Source organism: Pectinatus frisingensis, from assembly GCF_015732285.1.
Classification (GTDB): Bacteria; Bacillota; Negativicutes; order Selenomonadales; family Selenomonadaceae; genus Pectinatus; species Pectinatus frisingensis.
This window is the reverse complement of record NZ_WIQU01000022.1, coordinates 39,162-58,552: the sequence shown is the minus strand read 5'-3', so window position 1 is coordinate 58,552 and position 19,391 is coordinate 39,162. Positions and strand designations below refer to the sequence as shown.

Below are 19,391 nucleotides of genomic sequence, written 5' to 3'. Positions count from 1 at the left end.
ATGACCGCTTACACTTACATTCTTCGCTGCAGTGACGGCAGCCTTTACACCGGCTGGACCAATAACCTTACTATGCGTCTGGCAGCGCATAACAGCGGGGCTGGCAGTAAATATACACGGGCACGTCTGCCGGTTACAATTGCTTATTATGAAATTTTTGCCACTAAATCGGAAGCTATGAAGCGAGAATATGAAATAAAACAATTGACACATGCCGCAAAAATGACTTTATTAGCTAATAGTAATGACAAAAACGATAAAAAATGATACCATGAAATTAATTGCAGTTCATCAGATAATAAAAAAGGAGGCATTATTAATGCCAAAAATGATAACGGAAGTCCTTGGTGTGCAATATCCGATAGTACAAGGCGGCATGGCCTGGGTATCTGAAGCAAAATTAACAGCGGCCGTATCAAATGCCGGTGGGGCCGGTATTATTTCCAGCGGCGGCAGAACGACCGACTTCGTCCGTGATCAAATAAGGCTCACCAAAACATTAACCGATAAACCATTCGGTGTAAACATGATGCTTATGGCGCCAAATAAAGACGAAATTCTTAAAGTACTCTGCGAAGAAAAACCGGCATTTGTAACTTTAGGTGCGGGTAATCCTGTGCCTTATTTCAAAGCTCTGCATTCAGCCGGCATAAAAGTAATTCCCGTCATTCCCAATGTTAAGTTGGCAAAACGTGTAGCAGACGCAGGTGCTGATGCCATGGTTGCTGAAGGGATGGAAGCCGGCGGTCATATCGGGGTATTATCAACTATGGCTTTGATGGAACAGGTCATACCAGCCGTAAATATTCCTGTCATCATGGCCGGCGGCTTTGCCGATGGCCGGGGATTAGCCGCAGCATTATTGATGGGGGCTGCAGGCATTCAAATGGGAACACGTTTTTTAGTAGCTGAGGAATGCCAGGTTCATAAAAATGTCAAGGAAAAACTATTACAAGCTATTGATACTGATACTATTGTAACTGGTTATACACTTGGGGCTGCTGTCCGTGGTCTAAAAAATAAATTTTCCCAGGATTTTGTCACCAAAGAGAATTTGGGTACCACAACCAAGGAACAACTCATTAAAATGGCTACCGGCACCAATAAATTAGCTGCTGTTGACGGTGATATCGAAAATGGTATGGTTCAGGCCGGGCAAACATTGACGTTGCTAAATAAAGTGGAACCGGCAAAAACTATAATCACTTCGATAATCGCAGAAGCGAAATTAACGCTCAAACAGGCGGCCGATATTAAAATATAATCTACAAATAATGAAGCGGCGAAGGAATTCTTCGCCGTTTTACTATACAAATATAATAATTTTTGATAAAAATGAAATAAAATAATTTTTTAATAGGATTTTTACTGTACCATATGGAATAATATACAATTAAACTTAGAATTCGATTCTAAATAAATGTATTTAGCAATCCAGGGAGGGATTTAAGCTTGGAAAAATCGACAATTATCGGTTTAGCCGTTGGTTTTTTATCAGTGAGTATAGGATATGTGTTAAAAGGAGCAGATCCTACGGTAATGATCAACCCGGCTGCATTTTTGATTATTATCGGAGGTACTATATCCTGTCTGTTTACCGGATTTACATCAGAGCAGATGAAGAATTTTCCAAAGTTAATCAAAAAAACGCTACAGCCGCCTGACAACAAACCCAAAACTGAAATGCTCCAGCTTTTTGTTGATTTATCTCAAGTTGCCCGACGTGAAGGCATCTTAGCGTTGGAAGACAGAGTAAATGAAATTGAAGACCCGTTTTTTCGTTCAGGTTTATCAATGGTAATTGACGGGATGGATCCTGAATTTGTTAGTGATGTATTGGAAGCAGAACTGCAGGTCATGGAACACCGTCATTCTGAGGGTATGTCGATATTTGTCCAAGCCGGTACTTACGCACCTACACTCGGTGTATTAGGTGCCGTTGTAGGACTTATTGCAGCGCTGGGAAATCTATCGGATATTGAGGCACTCGGTCATGCTATTTCGGCTGCATTCGTTGCTACTTTACTAGGTATATTCACCGGTTATGTATTATGGCTGCCAATAGCCAATAAGCTAAAAATTCTGTCTCAAATGGAAATCGCCCAGAAACGAATGATCATTGAAGGTATTTTATCTTTGCAGGCCGGTGATTCACCAATGGCAATTGAAGCAAAGCTAATGACATTTATTCCTCAGTCGGAAAGAGACAAAATAAAATCTGAAAAAGCGGGTGAATGATGTGGCACGAAAAAAAAGACCTAAGCCCAAGGAAGAACATGCCAGCGAAGCATGGCTTCTACCTTATTCAGATTTGTTGACACTTCTATTAGCACTGTTTATCGTTCTTTTTGCAGTCAGTGCCGCTTCCAGCAAAAACACTGATGATGCTACAGCTTCATTTCGGCGTGGTTTCAATGCAGGCGGTATTTCTTTTTTCAACAAAATGGGAACACAAAGCGGTTACTCTGCCTATCTTACCGAAGATCAAACCAGACAAAAGTCCATGAACGATTATGTGGCAGAAAATGATAAATTAGAACAAGAACAGCAAAAGCTTGAAGCATACATTAAAAAAAATCATTTGGAAAATGAAGTCAGTACACAGATGACTGAACCGGGTTTGATGATACGGATCAAGGAAAAAGCCCTGTTTGCTTCTGGCAGTGCCGATTTGACAAATGACTCCAACAAAGTAACATCTATCGTGGCATCTTTATTAGGAGAAATCAGCCAGAGTGTCATAATTTCCGGACATACTGACAATGTCCCCATCTCCAACAGCCGCTTTCCTTCTAACTGGGACTTGAGCAGTCAGCGGGCGCTTAATTTCATGAAAGAAATTTTGCAAAAAAATCCCAATCTTAACCCTGCACGCTTTCAAGCTACAGGAAACAGTGAGTACCATCCGATAGTGCCCAATGATACACCGGAGCATCGTGCCCAGAATCGTCGGGTAGAAGTGTTGATTGCGCGCAGCTACTCACCTGATGGCATCCAAAACATCAAATAGTGTTATAACCAGGTCAAAAATTAGTCTCTGGCCTGCAGCAACACTTGGCAGGGGAGGTTTTTCAATTGCGAATAGCAACAGTTGAACAAATAAAAAATATTGACAAAACAGCTATTGAAGAATACGGTATCAAAGAAATCGTCTTAATGGAAAATGCCGGACGTGCTGTTGCCCGGGCTGCATTCAATTTGTTGGAAAACAATTCTGATAAAACTGTTTTTGTGGCTGCCGGAATGGGTAATAACGGCGGTGATGCCTTAGTTGCAGCAAGGCATTTATTGAATTTTAATCTTAAAGTAAAAATTTTTCTTTTAGGCAATATTGAACATTTTACCGGGTCAGCCCGTTCGAATTATGCAATATTACTACATATGGGTGCAGAGCTTTACTTTATAAAAACACCTCACGACTGGGATAAAGTCAGATTAGGCCTAAATTTATCTGATATCGTCATTGACGGACTCTGCGGCACTGGTGTTCGCTTGCCATTAAAAGATGACTACAAAAAAATGATTGCTTACATAAACAATGCTGGAAAATCAGTCGTTGCCATTGATATTCCCAGCGGTGTAAACGCCGACAATGGCACCGTAAGCGATGGACAGGCAGTAAAAGCCACAACGACAATTACTTTAGGTATTCCTAAAATAGGAAACCTGCTTTATCCAGGTGTAATCTATACTGGTAAATTATTGACAGACAGCATTGGCATTCCTCTCAATGTCCTCAATGATACAACTATTAAACAAAGATTTATTGATAAAAATTTGACAAAAAAATTTCTGCTGCCTCGTCCGATGAATGCTTACAAAGGCAGTTGCGGCAGAATACTGGTCATTGCAGGTTCAACCGGTTACACAGGTGCCGCGTCATTATGCTCTCAGGCAGCTTTGCGTGCAGGCGCAGGACTCGTAACTTTGGGAACTGCTGAGAGTTTATACCCTATATTCGCTGGCAAAATGACAGAAGTGATCGTAAAACCTCTGCCAGAAGAAAAACCCGGAATACTGGGAATCTCAGCCATTAATTTAATATTGCCACGAGAAGAAAGCTATGACAGCATATTAATCGGTCCCGGTTTAGGCAGAGATACTGCTACTTTACAATTCGTACGTGAACTGGTCAATAAAATAAAAAAACCAGTTATATTAGACGCTGATGCTATCTTTGCATTTTCCGGGCACATCGATGAGTTGGCTAAATGCTTCACCCCGCCGATATTGACTCCGCATCTCGGTGAAATGGCCAATTTATTGCAAATCAAAGTAAAAGAACTCAAGGCAGATTTATGGTCATATGCCCGCAGAGCATCTATAAAATACAACAGTATCTTTATCCTAAAAAGTGAAAAAACTATTGTCGCCTGTCCTGATGGTAATATATTCCTGACAACAGTCGGTAACCAGGGAATGGCAACTGCAGGCTGTGGAGATGTTCTGGCTGGAATAACTGCGGCAATACGTGCGGAAACAGATGCAAAAAAAGCTGCCATAGCTGCTGTTTACTTACATGGTAAAGCCGGCGATATAGCAGCTCAGCACGGCATGATCGGTCTTATCGCCAGCGACATAATGAATAATACTCAAACGGCCCGTGCCAATCTATGATCGTACACTAGCTGCTGAACAAACAATATTTGACTCTTATCATAATATCTGGTATAACATAACTCAAAGGTCAACTAAAATTATTTCATGTTTTGGTTGACCTTTGAGCTATGTTGTGCTATAATTGGTTATTACAGAATGGCTAATTATCCGTAAAAGGAAGTGCATTGCCTACGGATAAAATATATCAGGCGGGGTGTACAATGAAATATCACGAAATTAAAAAAGCAAGGTGTGAACAGCAATAATGGCCTTGCCTTTTTAATGTTCATTACTTTATTATTGTGTAAATGTGCTGAGGGGTGAAAATTTTGTTTAAACCTGTTCCGGTAGGAAAAAGAACAAGGTATAGCTACGCCAAAATTAAAGAAGTTATGGATATGCCGCATTTGCTGGATATCCAAAGAAGTTCATACGAATGGTTCATGAAAGATGGCCTCAAAGAAATTTTCCATGATATCTCACCTATTCAGGATTTTACGGGGAATCTCGTTTTATCCTTTGAAAATTTTTCTTTAGGTGATCCGAAATATTCCATAGATGAATGCAAAGAACGAGATACTACTTACGCAGCACCATTAAGAGTCAATGTTCGTCTTATAAACAATGAAACTGGAGAAATAAAAGAGCAGGAAGTCTTTATGGGTGACTTCCCGTTGATGACAGAAACAGGTACATTTATTATAAATGGAGCCGAACGTGTCATCGTCAGTCAGTTAGTGCGTTCACCAGGTGCATATTATGGTGTTGCCACTGATGCCACTGGTAAACAATTGTATAATTCTACACTTATTCCAAACCGTGGTGCGTGGATAGAATTAGAAAATGATGCTAATGATGTTGTTTCAGTCCGAATAGATCGTACACGCAAACTACCGGTTACAATTCTCATTCGTGCCTTAGGAGTAAGTTCCAATCAGGCAATCGCCGAATTATTTGATAATGACCCACGTATTGTCAATACAATGGAACGTGACAGTGCCACCTCTAAAGAGGAAGCATTAGTTGAAATTTACAAACGTCTGCGTCCCGGTGAACCACCTACAGTTGAAAATTCACAAGCCCTCCTGGACGGATTGTTTTTTGATCCGAAACGTTATGATTTAGCTACAGTAGGCCGCTATAAAATAACAAAAAAACTCGGCTGGAAAAGACGTTTATCAGGTCATGAACTGATTGAACCGTTAGTTGACCACACCACGGGTGAAATAGTAATTCCTGCAAATACCCCGATTAATATGACAATGCTTAATCCCATTACAGTCGAACAGGAAAAAAATATTTTTGGTGACGGGGAAATAATTTCCTTCTATGTCAAAAATAAAAAAGATAAACCAATGAAGATGATTTGTTCATCCACTCTGGAATATCATCATCGTACAATAACCATCGAAGACATAATGGCCGCAATTAATTATCTTTTGAACTTGATGGATGGCATAGGTTCTACAGATGACATTGACCATTTAGGCAATCGCCGTGTGCGCTCCGTTGGTGAATTACTGCAAAACCAGTTTCGCATTGGATTATCGCGCATGGAACGTGTCGTTAGAGAACGCATGACAATTCAGGATAATGAAGCCATTACGCCACAAGCGCTTATTAATATCCGTCCGGTAGTTGCGTCAATAAAAGAATTTTTTGGTTCAAGCCAATTGTCCCAGTTTATGGATCAGCATAATCCATTGAGTGAACTTACTCATAAGCGTCGTCTGAGCGCCCTTGGTCCCGGTGGGTTATCACGTGAACGGGCCGGTTTCGAAGTACGCGATGTCCATAATTCTCATTATGGACGCATGTGCCCTATTGAAACTCCGGAAGGTCCTAATATCGGTCTCATTGGTTCACTGTCCACTTACGCCCGGGTCAACCGTTTTGGTTTCATCGAAACTCCCTATCGCAAAGTTGACCGTATCCATAAAAAAGTCACCAGTGACGTTTTCTATCTGACTGCCGATGAAGAAGAAGATATCGTAATCGCTCAGGCTAACGAAAAATTAAATGATAATGATTGGTTTGCCAACAATCGTGTAACAGCACGTTTCCACGAAGAAACCAGCTTAATGCCCGCTGACTCTGTAGATTACATGGATGTATCACCAAAACAAGTAGTTTCTATTGCAACAGCAATGATTCCATTTTTGGAAAACGATGATGCCAACCGTGCTCTGATGGGGGCAAACATGCAGCGACAAGCTGTTCCTTTATTACGTACGCAGGCACCACTTGTCGGTACCGGTATGGAATATAAGGCTGCCTGTGATTCCGGCGTAATGATTTTAGCCAAAAATGCCGGAACAATAAGTAAGGTCACCGCTGATCGGATTATAATCCGCAAGGAAAACGGCGACTATGACAACTATAAATTACAAAAATACCTGCGTTCTAATCAAGGGACCTGTATAAATCAGGTTCCGATAGTCTACAAAGGCGACAATATTTATAAAGGTCAGCCAATTGCGGACGGTCCGGCCACAGATCACGGTGAATTAGCGCTTGGCTATAACATAATCGTTGCATTTATGCCATGGGAAGGCTATAACTATGAAGATGCCGTCTTATTAAGCGAAAAATTAGTAAAAGAAGATATATATACCTCTATTCATATTGAAGAATACGAATGTGACGCCCGTGATACAAAATTGGGTGCTGAAGAAATAACCCGTGATATGCCAAATGTTGCAGAAGATGCTCTAAAAGATCTTGATGAAAAAGGTATCATCCGCATCGGTGCTGAAGTTCGTCCAGGAGATATACTGGTCGGCAAGGTTACCCCTAAGGGTGAAACCGAACTTACCGCCGAAGAAAGATTATTGAGAGCCATCTTTGGCGAAAAAGCCCGGGAAGTGCGTGATACATCACTGCGTGTCCCGCATGGTGAATCAGGTAAGATTGTAGATGTTAAGATATTCAGCCGTGAAAATAATGATGAACTGCCACCAGGCGTGAACCAGCTGGTACGTGTTTACATTGCTCAGAAGCGTAAAATTGCTGTGGGTGATAAGATGGCCGGTCGTCATGGGAACAAAGGCGTTGTCTCTCGTGTAATGCGTGAAGAAGATATGCCATTTTTACCGGATGGGACCCCAGTACAAATTGTTTTAAATCCATTAGGTGTTCCTTCACGTATGAATATTGGACAGGTACTGGAAACACATCTTGGCATGGCAGTACGCGAGCTGGGTATGCAGATCAAAGCAGGTGATCTTACTGTTGAAAAACGGCTGCGGGATATCGGCTACGATTATGATAAATATGGTATGCCGAAACCTGATGTTGCAGGCATCCACATAGCTACTCCGGTATTTGACGGTGCCAAGGAAAATGAAGTATTCCAGACCTTACATGCGTCACAATTCTCCGATGACGGCAAAACCATACTTTATGACGGCCGTACCGGTGAACCATTTGAAAATCCCGTTACTGTCGGCTGTGTTTACATGCTGAAATTACATCATCTTGTTGATGATAAAATCCATGCCCGTTCCACAGGACCGTATTCGCTTGTTACACAACAGCCATTAGGTGGTAAAGCCCAGTTTGGCGGACAGCGTTTCGGAGAAATGGAAGTATGGGCACTGGAAGCTTATGGCGCAGCGTATACTTTACAAGAAATCTTAACAGTAAAATCCGATGATGTTGTAGGTCGTGTAAAAACCTATGAAGCCATTGTCAAGGGAGAAAACATTCCTGAACCGGGTGTTCCTGAATCATTTAAAGTTCTTATTAAGGAATTACAAAGCATCGGACTGGATATCAAAGTTCTTTCGGAAGATGCTCAGGAAATAATGATTCACGATCCAGATGACGATATTGTTGAACCACATGCTGATAATATAAAATCTGCACCGCGGGAAAATTCTCAAAACGATCCCGTTGATGCTCCTGCCGACAAGCCCGATACCGCAGAAAAAGACTCCATCAGCGATGATGATATCATTGCTGAATTAGGCAATATGACCAATGAAGAAGATACCACTGATGGAAGAAATACTTCGTCAGACGGCAAGCCTGCCGATGATGACGATTATGATGAATAAGAGGGGAGTGATTACCCTTTGCTGGATGTGAATAATTTCGATTCCATGCGTATAGGGATTGCTTCACCAGAAAAAATCAGAGAATGGTCTTATGGTGAAGTCAAAAAACCGGAAACTATAAATTATCGTACATTAAAACCTGAACGTGACGGGTTGTTTTGTGAACGGATATTTGGTCCGACACGTGACTGGGAATGCCATTGTGGTAAATACAAACGCATTCGTTATAAGGGTGTAATATGTGATCGCTGCGGTGTCGAAGTAACCCGGGCAAAGGTTCGACGTGAACGCATGGGACACATTGAGCTTGCAGCACCGGTTTCACATATTTGGTATTTTAAAGGTATTCCCAGCCGCATGGGACTTATACTCGACGTATCACCACGTTCTTTGGAAAAAGTCCTGTATTTCGCATCATATATAGTATTAGATGCGGGCGATACACCATTGATGAAAAAACAATTACTCACAGAAAATGAGTATCGCGAATACAATGCAAAATATGGCAATAGCTTCAAAGTTGGTATGGGCGCTGAAGCGGTAAAACAGTTATTAGAAGAAATAGATCTGGACAAAATGAGTACCAGTTTACGAGCTGAGCTCACTTCCTCCAGCGGACAAAGAAAGGTTCGTGCCATACGTCGTCTGGAAGTGGTCGAAGCTTTTCGCAAATCAGGTAATAAACCATCATGGATGATATTGGATGTGGTTCCGGTCATCCCACCGGAACTTCGTCCGATGGTACAATTGGATGGTGGCAGATTTGCTACTTCTGATTTAAATGATTTATATCGCCGTGTAATAAACCGCAATAATCGTTTAAAACGCTTGCTCGATCTAGGTGCACCAGACATTATTGTCAGGAATGAAAAGCGTATGCTTCAAGAAGCCGTGGATTCATTGATTGATAATGGTCGTCGCGGTCGTCCGGTAACTGGTCCGGGAAATCGCCCACTGAAATCATTAAGTGACATGTTAAAGGGCAAACAAGGCCGTTTCCGCCAAAATCTGCTTGGTAAACGTGTTGACTATTCCGGCCGTTCCGTTATTGTTGTAGGACCTGAATTAAAATTGCATCAATGCGGCCTGCCAAAAGAAATGGCTTTGGAATTATTCAAACCATTTGTAATGAAAAAATTAGTCAATGCAGGAATAGCTCACAACATAAAATCAGCTAAACGTATGGTTGAACGTGTGCGTCCCGAAGTATGGGATGTTCTTGAAGAAGTTATCAAAGAACATCCTGTCCTGCTTAACCGTGCACCGACACTGCATCGTTTAGGTATTCAGGCATTTGAACCTGTATTGACTGAAGGCAGAGCATTAAAACTCCATCCACTTGCCTGCACTGCTTACAATGCCGATTTTGATGGTGACCAAATGGCTATCCATTTGCCACTTTCAACTGAAGCTCAGGCTGAAGCCCGCATATTGATGCTGGCAGCCAATCATATACTGGCACCTAAGGATGGCCGTCCGATTATTGTACCTACCCAGGATATGGTTTTGGGTTCTTATTATTTGACAATATTAAGACCCGGTGCACATGGTGAAAACAAAATATTTACAGGAATAAATGAAGCCATCCTGGCTCATCAGCATAAAGAATTGGATTTGCAGGCAAAAATTAAGGTACGTATCGGTAAATATGGTTTAGTCAACACTTCATTAGGTCGCATGATCTTCAATGAAATTTTACCGGAACCAATACGTTACTACTATAAAGATAAAAAAACCGGCGAATGGTGTTTAGGTATCCGCATGGATAAAAAAGAACTTGGCAAACTTGTTGCTAAATGCTATGAAAAACTAGGCGGCAGCCAGACTTCTGTTGTAATTGACAGTGTTAAAAACTTAGGCTATCATTACGCTTGTATCGCTGGTATGACCGTTGCTATTTCCGATATCATCGTTCCGCCGGAAAAGAAAGAAATCTTAGCCGCTTCAGAAGAAAAAGTCAATAAGGTTGAACAAAAATTCAATCGTGGTCTGATAACCGAAGAAGAACGCCATAAAATGGTTTGCGATCTTTGGACCAAGGCCACCGATGATATAACCGATGCAATGATGAATAATATGGATCCTTTTAATCCAATATTCATGATGGCCGATTCCGGTGCCCGCGGTAATAAACAGCAAATGCGCCAGCTTGCCGGCATGCGCGGCTTAATGGCTGATCCATCCGGAAATATTATTGAACTGCCTATCAAAGCCAACTTCCGTGAAGGCTTGACTGTATCCGATTACTTTATATCATCGCATGGTGCCCGTAAAGGTCTTGCCGATACTGCCCTGCGTACAGCAGATTCCGGTTATCTTACCCGCCGCCTCGTCGACGTTGCCCAAGATGTAATAGTGCGTGAAGAAGACTGTGATATTGTAGGTATCAACCTCGTTCGTGAACGGGCAAAACTAGCTACCTCAGCATCCAGCGCCGTTTCCATGCTGGCTCCGACCTTAATTGGCCGTATACTGGCTCAGAATGTAACTGATCCTAAGACGGCTGATATCCTATTCTCGGCGGATACAGCTCTTGATGAAACATCATTAAAATCTATCGGCGAACACGGTGTTGCTGAAATTACTCTAAAAGGTCTGTCAAATGCCGATATTTGCACTGGCAGTACCGTATCTACAGAAACAATAGCACTTGGCGCCCCGGAAGAAAATGTGCGCCATTCCATCAAAAAAGCAATGATGCATGAAATGCTGGGCAAAAAAGTTACCGAAGATGTTCGTGATTGTGCCGGTGATATTTTAATTGCCGGTGGTGAACCACTGACAGAAAAAAGCATTGAAAATATATTAAATAGTGACGCCAAAGAAGTCAAGGTCCGCAACAACAGTATCCGTGGTATTGAAGTTGAAGCAATAAAAGAAGGTAACGGTGTAATTGAATCATTGAAGGAAAGAATCGTCGGACGTGTTCTGGCAGAAGATATCCTTGATCCTTCAACAAATGAAAAAATTGCTTCTATTAATGACAGTATTACTGATGAACTTGCTGATAAAATATGTAGTGTACGCGAAAAAGTAACGATAAGAAGTGTATTGACATGTAAATCGCAATTTGGTGTATGCATAAAATGCTATGGTCGTGATCTAGCTAATGCCACCGAAGTTGATATTGGTGAAGCTGTCGGTATCATTGCCGCACAATCGATCGGAGAACCGGGCACGCAGCTGACTATGCGTACCTTCCATACCGGTGGTGTAGCCGGAGAAGATATCACCCAGGGCCTGCCGCGTGTCGAAGAACTATTTGAAGCACGCAAACCAAAACACCATGCCATCATTTCTGAAATTGCTGGTGAAGTAAGCATTACTGAAGAAAAAGGTATGCGTGTGGTCGTGGTAACTCCACCAGAAGGTGATGCCCGTGAATATCCAATACCTTATGGCGCAAGAATGCTGGTCCGCGATAAATTGACTGTTAAACCCGGTGATAAAATCACTGAAGGCTCTATCAATCCACATGACATCCTGCGCGTCTGCGGTCTGAAAGAAACACAAAAATACCTTGTCTATGAAGTACAAAAAGTATATAAATCCCAAGGTGTTGAAATAAATGATAAGCATATTGAAGTGATGGTCCGCCAAATGCTTCATAAAGTGAAAATCGAAGACTCCGGTGACACGGAATTCTTACCGGGAGAATATATTGATATCAATACCTTCGAATCTGCCAACGCAAAAATCATTGAAGCCGACGGAATGCCGGCAGTTGCCCATCCAATCCTGCTGGGTATTACCAAAGCATCATTGGCAACAGATTCATTCTTATCTGCAGCTTCATTCCAGGAAACGACCCGGGTACTTACTGATGCTGCAATAAAGGGTAAGGTTGATCCACTTATTGGCCTAAAAGAAAATGTCATAATTGGTAAACTAATTCCTGCTGGTACCGGCATGAGCCGTTATCGCAATATCCAAATAAAAGACTTGGATGAACCGGAAAAAACAGTTGAAAATAAAGCCCAATAATTTTCATGCCACTTTCATTTAGCAATTAGGCAAAAATTAATCCCTCCACAATACGGAGGGATTAATTTTTTATTAAACGTATAGATTTTTTACGAATTCAAGCTTTCATAAATTTTATCTAAATCATAGCGCAACGCACTGATATAATCCAAATTGTCCGGACTACTTTCCAATGTATAGATTTTAACAGTCTTGGCATTGACTTCCGTAGCCAGTGTTTCAGAAATTTTCGGATTTACCATATCTTCCACAAAAATAGTTGTGACATTATTTTGACGACAGTAATCCGTCAATTCTTTTAATTTTTTGGCACTTGGTTCACCGGAAAGCAAAGCATCTGATACACTATTTTGTTTCAAATTAAAATCTCTGGCCAAATAACCAAATGCGGCATGTCCTGTCACAAAATCATGACGTTTTGAGTTTTGAAACTTCTCGGTATATTCCTTCTTCAAGTCATCTAATTTACCAGCAAATTCCTGATAATTTTTTTCATAATCGGCTTTATTTTTACCATCTGCCGCAATCAGGGCATCCCTTATATTCTTAGCCTCGAGTTTAGCTCCTTCAACACTCAGCCAAAAATGTGGATCAGTTACTTTACTGTCACTGTTATCTTCCGCCACCATCATTGGCGTAGCCTCCTTTGACGCTTCAACCAATGTAAGACCCTTATTATCATCAGCTGCCGTAACTTTATCCAGCCACGATTTTTCCAATCCCAAACCGTTATAAATAAACATTTTTGATTTACTGATTATCGTCAGATCTTTAGCTGTCGGTTGAAAATCATGCGGTTCTGTACCGTCTGGTATGACACAATTTACTTCAACATGATCCTTTCCCACAGCCTCTGTTATCTCTTTCATGGCCTGAAAGGACACTGCTACAGGCAACTTATCATTATTTTGCTCCTGCGATGAAGAAGGATTTGTTTTCCCGCATCCCGAAACAACAATTAAGAACATTACAAGTAAAAAACCAATAATTAGATTCTTTTTCATTAAAATAATTCCACCTTTCCCAGTATATATTATATCTTTATATTATTGCAAATAATTTGCATTTGCAATAATATAAAGATATAATATAAAAAGAAAAAAGTCAAGATTAATCAGAAAGGATTTTCATGTTAAAAATTAATAATCTGTATTTTTCATATAACAATCAGCGTAATTTGCTTATTAATATAAACCTCACCGTCAACCATGGCGATTACATATCAATAATCGGTTCCAACGGTTCAGGCAAAAGCACTTTAATACGTCTGATTTTAGGTCTGCTTACACCTGATTCCGGAACAATAGAAAACACTTATCCTACCACGGCATATGTACCGCAACGTTTCAATCAGTTAAACACTCATTTCCCTATAACAGTTAATGAGGTTCTTAATTGCTACAAAAAAGTCCAAAAAAAATCTCTCACCGTAAAAATACCCGACGTCCTTAAATTATTACACTTAAACGGAAAGGAAAATACTCTCATTGGCCAGCTGTCCGGTGGACAATGCCAAAAATTATTCATTGCCAGAGCACTTCTGGGAAATCCCAAACTGTTGATACTCGATGAACCTTCTAACGGTATTGACCGGCAAAGCCAAATTGAAATATACGGTTTTTTGCGTACTCTCAACCGACAGGACAAAACAACGATCATTTGTGTAGAACACAATCTTCAGGCTGCTGTAAAAAATTCTACAGCCCTTTACCATATTGAAAAGGGTCACGGCCATATTTGTCTGCCGCAGCAATATATCAAAGAACATCTGAAAAATGACATAGGAGAAAATTATTAATGCTTACTTATAGTTTTATGCAGAATGCTTTTTTAATTTCTATATTTATCGCCGTATTATGTCCTGTCATCGGCATTTTTCTCGTGCTCAGGCGTTATTCCATGATTGGCGACACATTATCACATGCGTCACTGGCTGGTATAGCATTAGGCATGCTTTTTCAAGAAAATCCGGTATTAAGCGCTTTTTTAGCTGTGTCGGTTTTTAGTGTCATCATAGAATGGCTGAGAAAACACTTTCGCACCTATGCCGAATTAATTCTGGTTATCATACTATCATTGTCTATCGGTATAGCAATCACTTTACTCAGTTCCGGTCTGGTGCATGCTAATATCGATTCACTGATGTTCGGCAGTATTTTAACTGTCACCCGGGCAGATTTTTATTGGGTCCTATTTTTCAGTGCCATTTCTCTTTTTCTCGTCTATCGCTTTTATTCAGCATTGGTCTTTATTGTCTTTGATGAGGAAGGTGCTACAATAGCCGGACTGGATGTAAAATTAATCAATTATCTATTTGCTATTCTAGTAGCTGCTACCATATCAATATCAATACGTATCGTCGGTATTTTAGTTATCAGTGCACTAATAGCTTTACCGATTGCGGCTGCCTTACAATTAGAAATGAGTTTTAAAAAAACACTTTGCTATGGTATCTTGTTTAGTTATATTGATATTTTTTCCGGCATTATCATTTCCTATTGGGTCAATGCGGCTCCTGGTGGTATAATAGCATTGAATTCAGTGTTATTATTGTTATGTGTACTATTTTATAAATATAAAATAAAAGCTAAACTGCTACAATAATATTTTTGCAGCATAAATCCTATAGACGAGGAAGGATGAAGATGGAAGAATTAAATTATAAAGAATATCTCAATAAATATGGCATGAAAAGTACAAAACAACGCAATTTACTGCTTAATATATTGAAGAATATCAAAATACCGCACACAGCTGAACAAATTTATCTCAAGGCCAGAAAAAGCGATGCATTAGTAAATCTATCAACGGTCTATCGAATATTAGAAAAATTCACCGAAAAAAAAATAACCCTGCGGACTTCTTTTATGGACGAAAAGTGTGTATATTCATTATTTCCCACCACTCATCAACATCAATTAATCTGTCTGCGCTGTAAAAAAGTCATTTTAATTGGTGGCTGTCCTTTAAAAGAATTTGAAAAAACAGTAGAAAAGCAGACCGATTTTTCCATCGTTAATCATCGTTTGGAATTATATGGCTATTGTCGTGACTGCCAAAAAATAATTGCCGCAAACTGATTAATATTTTAACTAAAAAACTCAGTCCCCTGAAAAGGACTGAGTTTTTCGATTAAAGTCGTGGACTGCTGTCAAGATATCCTTGCAGAATAAAAACTGCCGCCATTTTATCTATCACCTTACGCCGTTTTGCCCTGCTGACATCCGCAGCCACCAAATATTTCTCCGCTGCTACTGTAGACAATCGTTCATCCCAAAAAATTATTTCACTATCAACAACGGTTTGCAGCCGTTTGGCAAAATCTCTGACAATGTCACAGCGCTCGCCCTCAGTGCCATTCATGTTTCGTGGTAGTCCAACAACTATCTTATCAACATCATATTCATCAAACAGTTCTTTCAGACGACGTAAATCATTCTCCCATACTGTGCGCCTTATTGTCTCGATTCCCTGAGCTGTAAGCATAAGGGCATCGCTAACCGCCACACCTATTGTTTTATCTCCTACATCAAGGCCTATGACACGCATTACATTCTCCTGCTCTTACAGCTTATTTTGATTCAAATAAAATTGCACCAATTCTACCAGCAATTCATCACGATCCATACTGCGAATTTTGCTGCGGGCATCTTTATAACTGGTTATATATGCAGGATCACCTGATAACAAATAACCTACCAACTGGTTTATCGGATTATATCCTTTTTCCTGCATCGCCGCACATACTTCCTTAATTACCGTTTCAGCCCGTTTTTTATCGGCACCAAACTTAAACATCATTGTTTCTTCCATATTGGACATATAAATCACATTCCTTTCACGGAAAAAATATCTAATTATCTATCTGTGATTTCAAAATTTCTATTGCCTTTTCAAAAGCCTCAGGTATCTTACCAGGCATTTTACCACCGGCCTGAGCCATATTAGGACGGCCACCACCGTTGCCGCCGGTCACCTGAGCGGCAACCTTAATTATTTTGCCGGCATGAACACCCTTCTTAACAGCATCTGTCGAAACCTTTACCACTAAATTAACTTTATCCGCTGCAACTGCAGCTGCTAATATTACAACACCATTTTTCAACTGACTACAGATTGTATCAGCAATACTGCGCAGTTCATCCATATCCGCAGCATCGACTTTACCAGACACTACGTTCAAATCACCATATTGTTTTGCATCAGACAATAATTTTTGCGAATTAGCCTTAGCAACCGTTTCCCTTACATCATTCAAACGATGTTTGAATTCCCTATTTTCCTGCAACAATCCAACTATTTTCGCATTTAAATCAAAAACATCTGTTTTCAATGATTCCGCCGCTCCGGTAATAACTGCCTCCTGCTTTTTAGTATATTCATAAGCAGCCTTGCCGGTCAATGCTTCGATTCGACGAACTCCGGCCGCGACACCACTTTCACTGATTATTTTAAATAAACCTATCTGCCCGATATTTTCAACATGGCTGCCGCCGCATAATTCCATACTGAATCCCGGTACAGTAACAACTCTTACAATATCGCCATATTTCTCGCCAAACAATGCCATTGCGCCTTGTTTTTTAGCCTCATCCTGAGGCATATGACTTATTTTTACCGGCAGGGCCTTAATAATTTCATCATTTACCATCTGCTCTGTTTGTGATAATTGTTCTTTCGTCATCGGTTCAAAATTAGAAAAGTCAAACCGCAAATGTTCAGGTGTTACTGACGAACCGGCTTGATTTACATGAACACCGACAACTTTCTTCAAAGCAGCCTGCAATAAATGCGTAGCAGTATGATTACGCGCTGAAGCCAGTTTCTTTTCAACATCTATCTCAATTTTCATATCATCTCCGGTATGAATAACACCTTCTGTGACATAACCGATATGATAAACCGTCCCATTAGGCAACTTTTTAGTATTAGAAATAGCAACACGTCCCATTTCTCCGATCAATTGACCGCAATCACCGACCTGTCCGCCGCCTTCAGCATAAAAGGGTGTTACATCGAGTATTATTCCTGCTTCATCACCGTCATGCAATGCGTCTGTAATCTGTGCATCTTTCCATATACAAACTATCTTTGCTGACTTAGCTGCGGCATTACTGCTGAGTTTATCAACATCAAGATTGCGTAAATCCGGAATATCAATGCGTTTATTTTCCTGACGGGCTTTTCTGGCACGTTCCCTTTGTGCCTGCATAGCTTTATTGAATCCATCCATATCAAGCACTAATTGATTTTCATGAAGTATCTCACTGGTCAATTCACAAGGAAACCCGTAAGTATCATATAATTTAAAGCCTATTTCCCCATTAAGAATAGTTTTTCCCTGTGCAGTAAGTTCTTCTATTTCCTCATTTAATAGCGATATCCCTTGTGATAAGGTAAGATGAAAACGTTCTTCCTCAACGCTGATAACTTTTTTAATATAATCTTTGCGCACAATAAGTTCATCATAAACATCCTTGTAAATATCAGCTACAACATCAACTGCATCTGCCAAAAATGCCTTTTCGATTCCCAGCATACGCCCATGTCGTACTGCCCGGCGCAAAATACGGCGTAATACATATCCCCGGCCCTCATTAGAAGGCAAAATTCCGTCCATTACCATTATTGCTATACTACGGGCATGATCAGCAATGACTTTTAAAGAAATATCTGATTGTTCACCTGCATTATAAGCTACACCGGAAACAAGGGAAGCATACTCTATAATCGGATACAATAAATCGGTTTCAAAATTAGTTGGTTTGCCTTGAACCACTGATGCCAACCGTTCTAAACCGGCACCAGTGTCGATATTTTTCTTAGCCAGAGGAACATAATCACCAGTTTCGGTATGATCATATTGAGTGAATACAAGATTCCATATTTCCAAATAACGATCACAATCGCAGCCCGGTGCACAATCTGGTTTGCCACAGCCGCGTTCCTCACCAAGATCAATGTATATTTCTGAATCAGGTCCGCACGGGCCCGTACCTATTTCCCAGAAATTATCCTCCAGTTTAATAATCTGCTGTGGATTAACCGTTGTTTTTTCCGTCCATATTTTATAAGCCTCATCGTCCTTAGGATAAATGCTTACCCACAGTTTATCCGCAGGAAGCTCTAATTCTTTTGTCAGAAAATCCCAAGCCCAAGGTATTACTTCCTCTTTAAAATAATCACCAAAAGAAAAATTACCCAGCATTTCGAAATATGTTTGATGACGAGCTGTCCTGCCAACATTTTCAATATCACCGGTACGAACACAACGCTGACTAGTGGTTATGCGTGTGCATGGTGGTTTCATTTTCCCAGTAAAAAAAGGTTTAAAAGGTGCCATCCCCGCACCGATCATCAATAAAGACGGATCATTTTCCGGTATCAAAGAAAAACTTGGCAGACGCAAATGACCTCTTTGTGCAAAGTATTGCAGAAACTTTTCCCGCAGTTCATTGCCACTCATATATTTCAAAATTTTCTACCTCCAAGGTTACAAATATATCTAATTATATAAAAATCCCCCTATAAAGTCAATTATTCATGATTTTGCATAAACAGTGTATTATAAGAAAGTATCATTTATCGCATAAATGCAAACCGTTATTATAAATAGTTTAAGATTATTTTATAATAGTTTATATAAATTAATCTTAATTATTGAAAAATTTAGAAGGATTTGTATTAAAAAAATAGAAGTATAGTATATCAAATCAGACGAAGTAAAAATGATATCTGATATCTTTAGTG

The 19,391-nt window shown here is 40.2% G+C and carries 14 protein-coding genes; 10 read left to right on the top strand and 4 right to left on the bottom strand.

The annotated features are described in order from the left end of the window. From I6751_RS03270 to rpoC, 7 genes are all read left to right on the top strand, one after another. Nucleotides 1–267: a GIY-YIG nuclease family protein gene (locus I6751_RS03270; protein ID WP_196591695.1), complete on the top strand. Its 267-nt coding sequence runs from the start codon at nucleotides 1–3 to the stop codon at nucleotides 265–267. Between the two features lie 52 nt (nucleotides 268–319). Continuing rightward, the gene (locus tag I6751_RS03265) at nucleotides 320–1,264 is read left to right on the top strand and encodes a nitronate monooxygenase (protein WP_196591694.1); all 945 of its coding nucleotides are present in this window, start codon (nucleotides 320–322) and stop codon (nucleotides 1,262–1,264) included. 188 nt (nucleotides 1,265–1,452) lie between these two features. Then, nucleotides 1,453–2,238 (top strand): flagellar motor stator protein MotA, encoded by a 786-nt coding sequence (gene motA, locus I6751_RS03260; protein ID WP_182188269.1) that lies wholly within the window; start codon nucleotides 1,453–1,455, stop codon nucleotides 2,236–2,238. Nucleotide 2,239: 1 nt separating this feature from the next. Beyond that, nucleotides 2,240–3,010, top strand: a complete 771-nt coding sequence (locus I6751_RS03255; protein ID WP_196591693.1) for a flagellar motor protein MotB — start codon at nucleotides 2,240–2,242, stop codon at nucleotides 3,008–3,010. Nucleotides 3,011–3,075: 65 nt separating this feature from the next. Continuing rightward, nucleotides 3,076–4,617 carry an NAD(P)H-hydrate dehydratase gene (locus tag I6751_RS03250; RefSeq protein WP_196591692.1) on the top strand — a complete coding sequence of 514 codons (1,542 nt, stop codon included), beginning with the start codon at nucleotides 3,076–3,078 and terminating at the stop codon, nucleotides 4,615–4,617. A 311-nt stretch (nucleotides 4,618–4,928) separates the two neighbouring features. After that, nucleotides 4,929–8,657, top strand: coding sequence for a DNA-directed RNA polymerase subunit beta (rpoB, locus tag I6751_RS03245; protein ID WP_182188266.1), 3,729 nt, complete (start codon nucleotides 4,929–4,931; stop codon nucleotides 8,655–8,657). An 18-nt stretch (nucleotides 8,658–8,675) separates the two neighbouring features. Continuing rightward, nucleotides 8,676–12,641, top strand: a complete 3,966-nt coding sequence (gene rpoC / locus I6751_RS03240; RefSeq protein ID WP_196591691.1) for a DNA-directed RNA polymerase subunit beta' — start codon at nucleotides 8,676–8,678, stop codon at nucleotides 12,639–12,641. Between the two features lie 89 nt (nucleotides 12,642–12,730). Here the strand turns inward: rpoC and I6751_RS03235 are convergent, their stop codons facing one another. Then, nucleotides 12,731–13,645: a metal ABC transporter solute-binding protein, Zn/Mn family gene (locus I6751_RS03235; RefSeq protein WP_196591690.1), complete on the bottom strand. Its 915-nt coding sequence runs from the start codon at nucleotides 13,643–13,645 to the stop codon at nucleotides 12,731–12,733. 125 nt (nucleotides 13,646–13,770) lie between these two features. Here I6751_RS03235 and I6751_RS03230 point away from each other — a divergent pair, with 125 nt between their 5' ends. Genes I6751_RS03230 through I6751_RS03220 form a run of 3 tightly spaced genes read left to right on the top strand, consistent with a single transcriptional unit; the run spans nucleotide 13,771 to nucleotide 15,721 of the window. Next, a complete protein-coding gene (locus I6751_RS03230) occupies nucleotides 13,771–14,439 on the top strand; it encodes a metal ABC transporter ATP-binding protein (RefSeq protein ID WP_196591689.1) in 669 nt (222 codons plus the stop codon). Further along, nucleotides 14,439–15,245: a metal ABC transporter permease gene (locus I6751_RS03225; RefSeq protein WP_196591688.1), complete on the top strand. Its 807-nt coding sequence runs from the start codon at nucleotides 14,439–14,441 to the stop codon at nucleotides 15,243–15,245. The genes I6751_RS03230 and I6751_RS03225 overlap by 1 nt, the downstream gene beginning before the upstream one ends. Nucleotides 15,246–15,286: 41 nt before the next feature. Further along, on the top strand, nucleotides 15,287–15,721 hold the full coding sequence (locus tag I6751_RS03220; protein WP_196591687.1) for a Fur family transcriptional regulator: 435 nt from the start codon (nucleotides 15,287–15,289) through the stop codon (nucleotides 15,719–15,721). A 52-nt stretch (nucleotides 15,722–15,773) separates the two neighbouring features. Here I6751_RS03220 and ruvX read toward each other — a convergent pair whose 3' ends face one another. From ruvX to alaS, 3 genes are read right to left on the bottom strand one after another with little or no spacing between them, the layout of a single operon-like run. Beyond that, nucleotides 15,774–16,190 (bottom strand): Holliday junction resolvase RuvX, encoded by a 417-nt coding sequence (ruvX, locus tag I6751_RS03215; protein ID WP_196591686.1) that lies wholly within the window; start codon nucleotides 16,188–16,190, stop codon nucleotides 15,774–15,776. Nucleotides 16,191–16,205: 15 nt separating this feature from the next. Further along, nucleotides 16,206–16,463, bottom strand: a complete 258-nt coding sequence (locus tag I6751_RS03210; protein ID WP_182188259.1) for an IreB family regulatory phosphoprotein — start codon at nucleotides 16,461–16,463, stop codon at nucleotides 16,206–16,208. Between the two features lie 31 nt (nucleotides 16,464–16,494). Further along, nucleotides 16,495–19,107 carry an alanine--tRNA ligase gene (gene alaS / locus I6751_RS03205; RefSeq protein WP_231037962.1) on the bottom strand — a complete coding sequence of 871 codons (2,613 nt, stop codon included), beginning with the start codon at nucleotides 19,105–19,107 and terminating at the stop codon, nucleotides 16,495–16,497. Nucleotides 19,108–19,391: the final 284 nt, after the last annotated feature.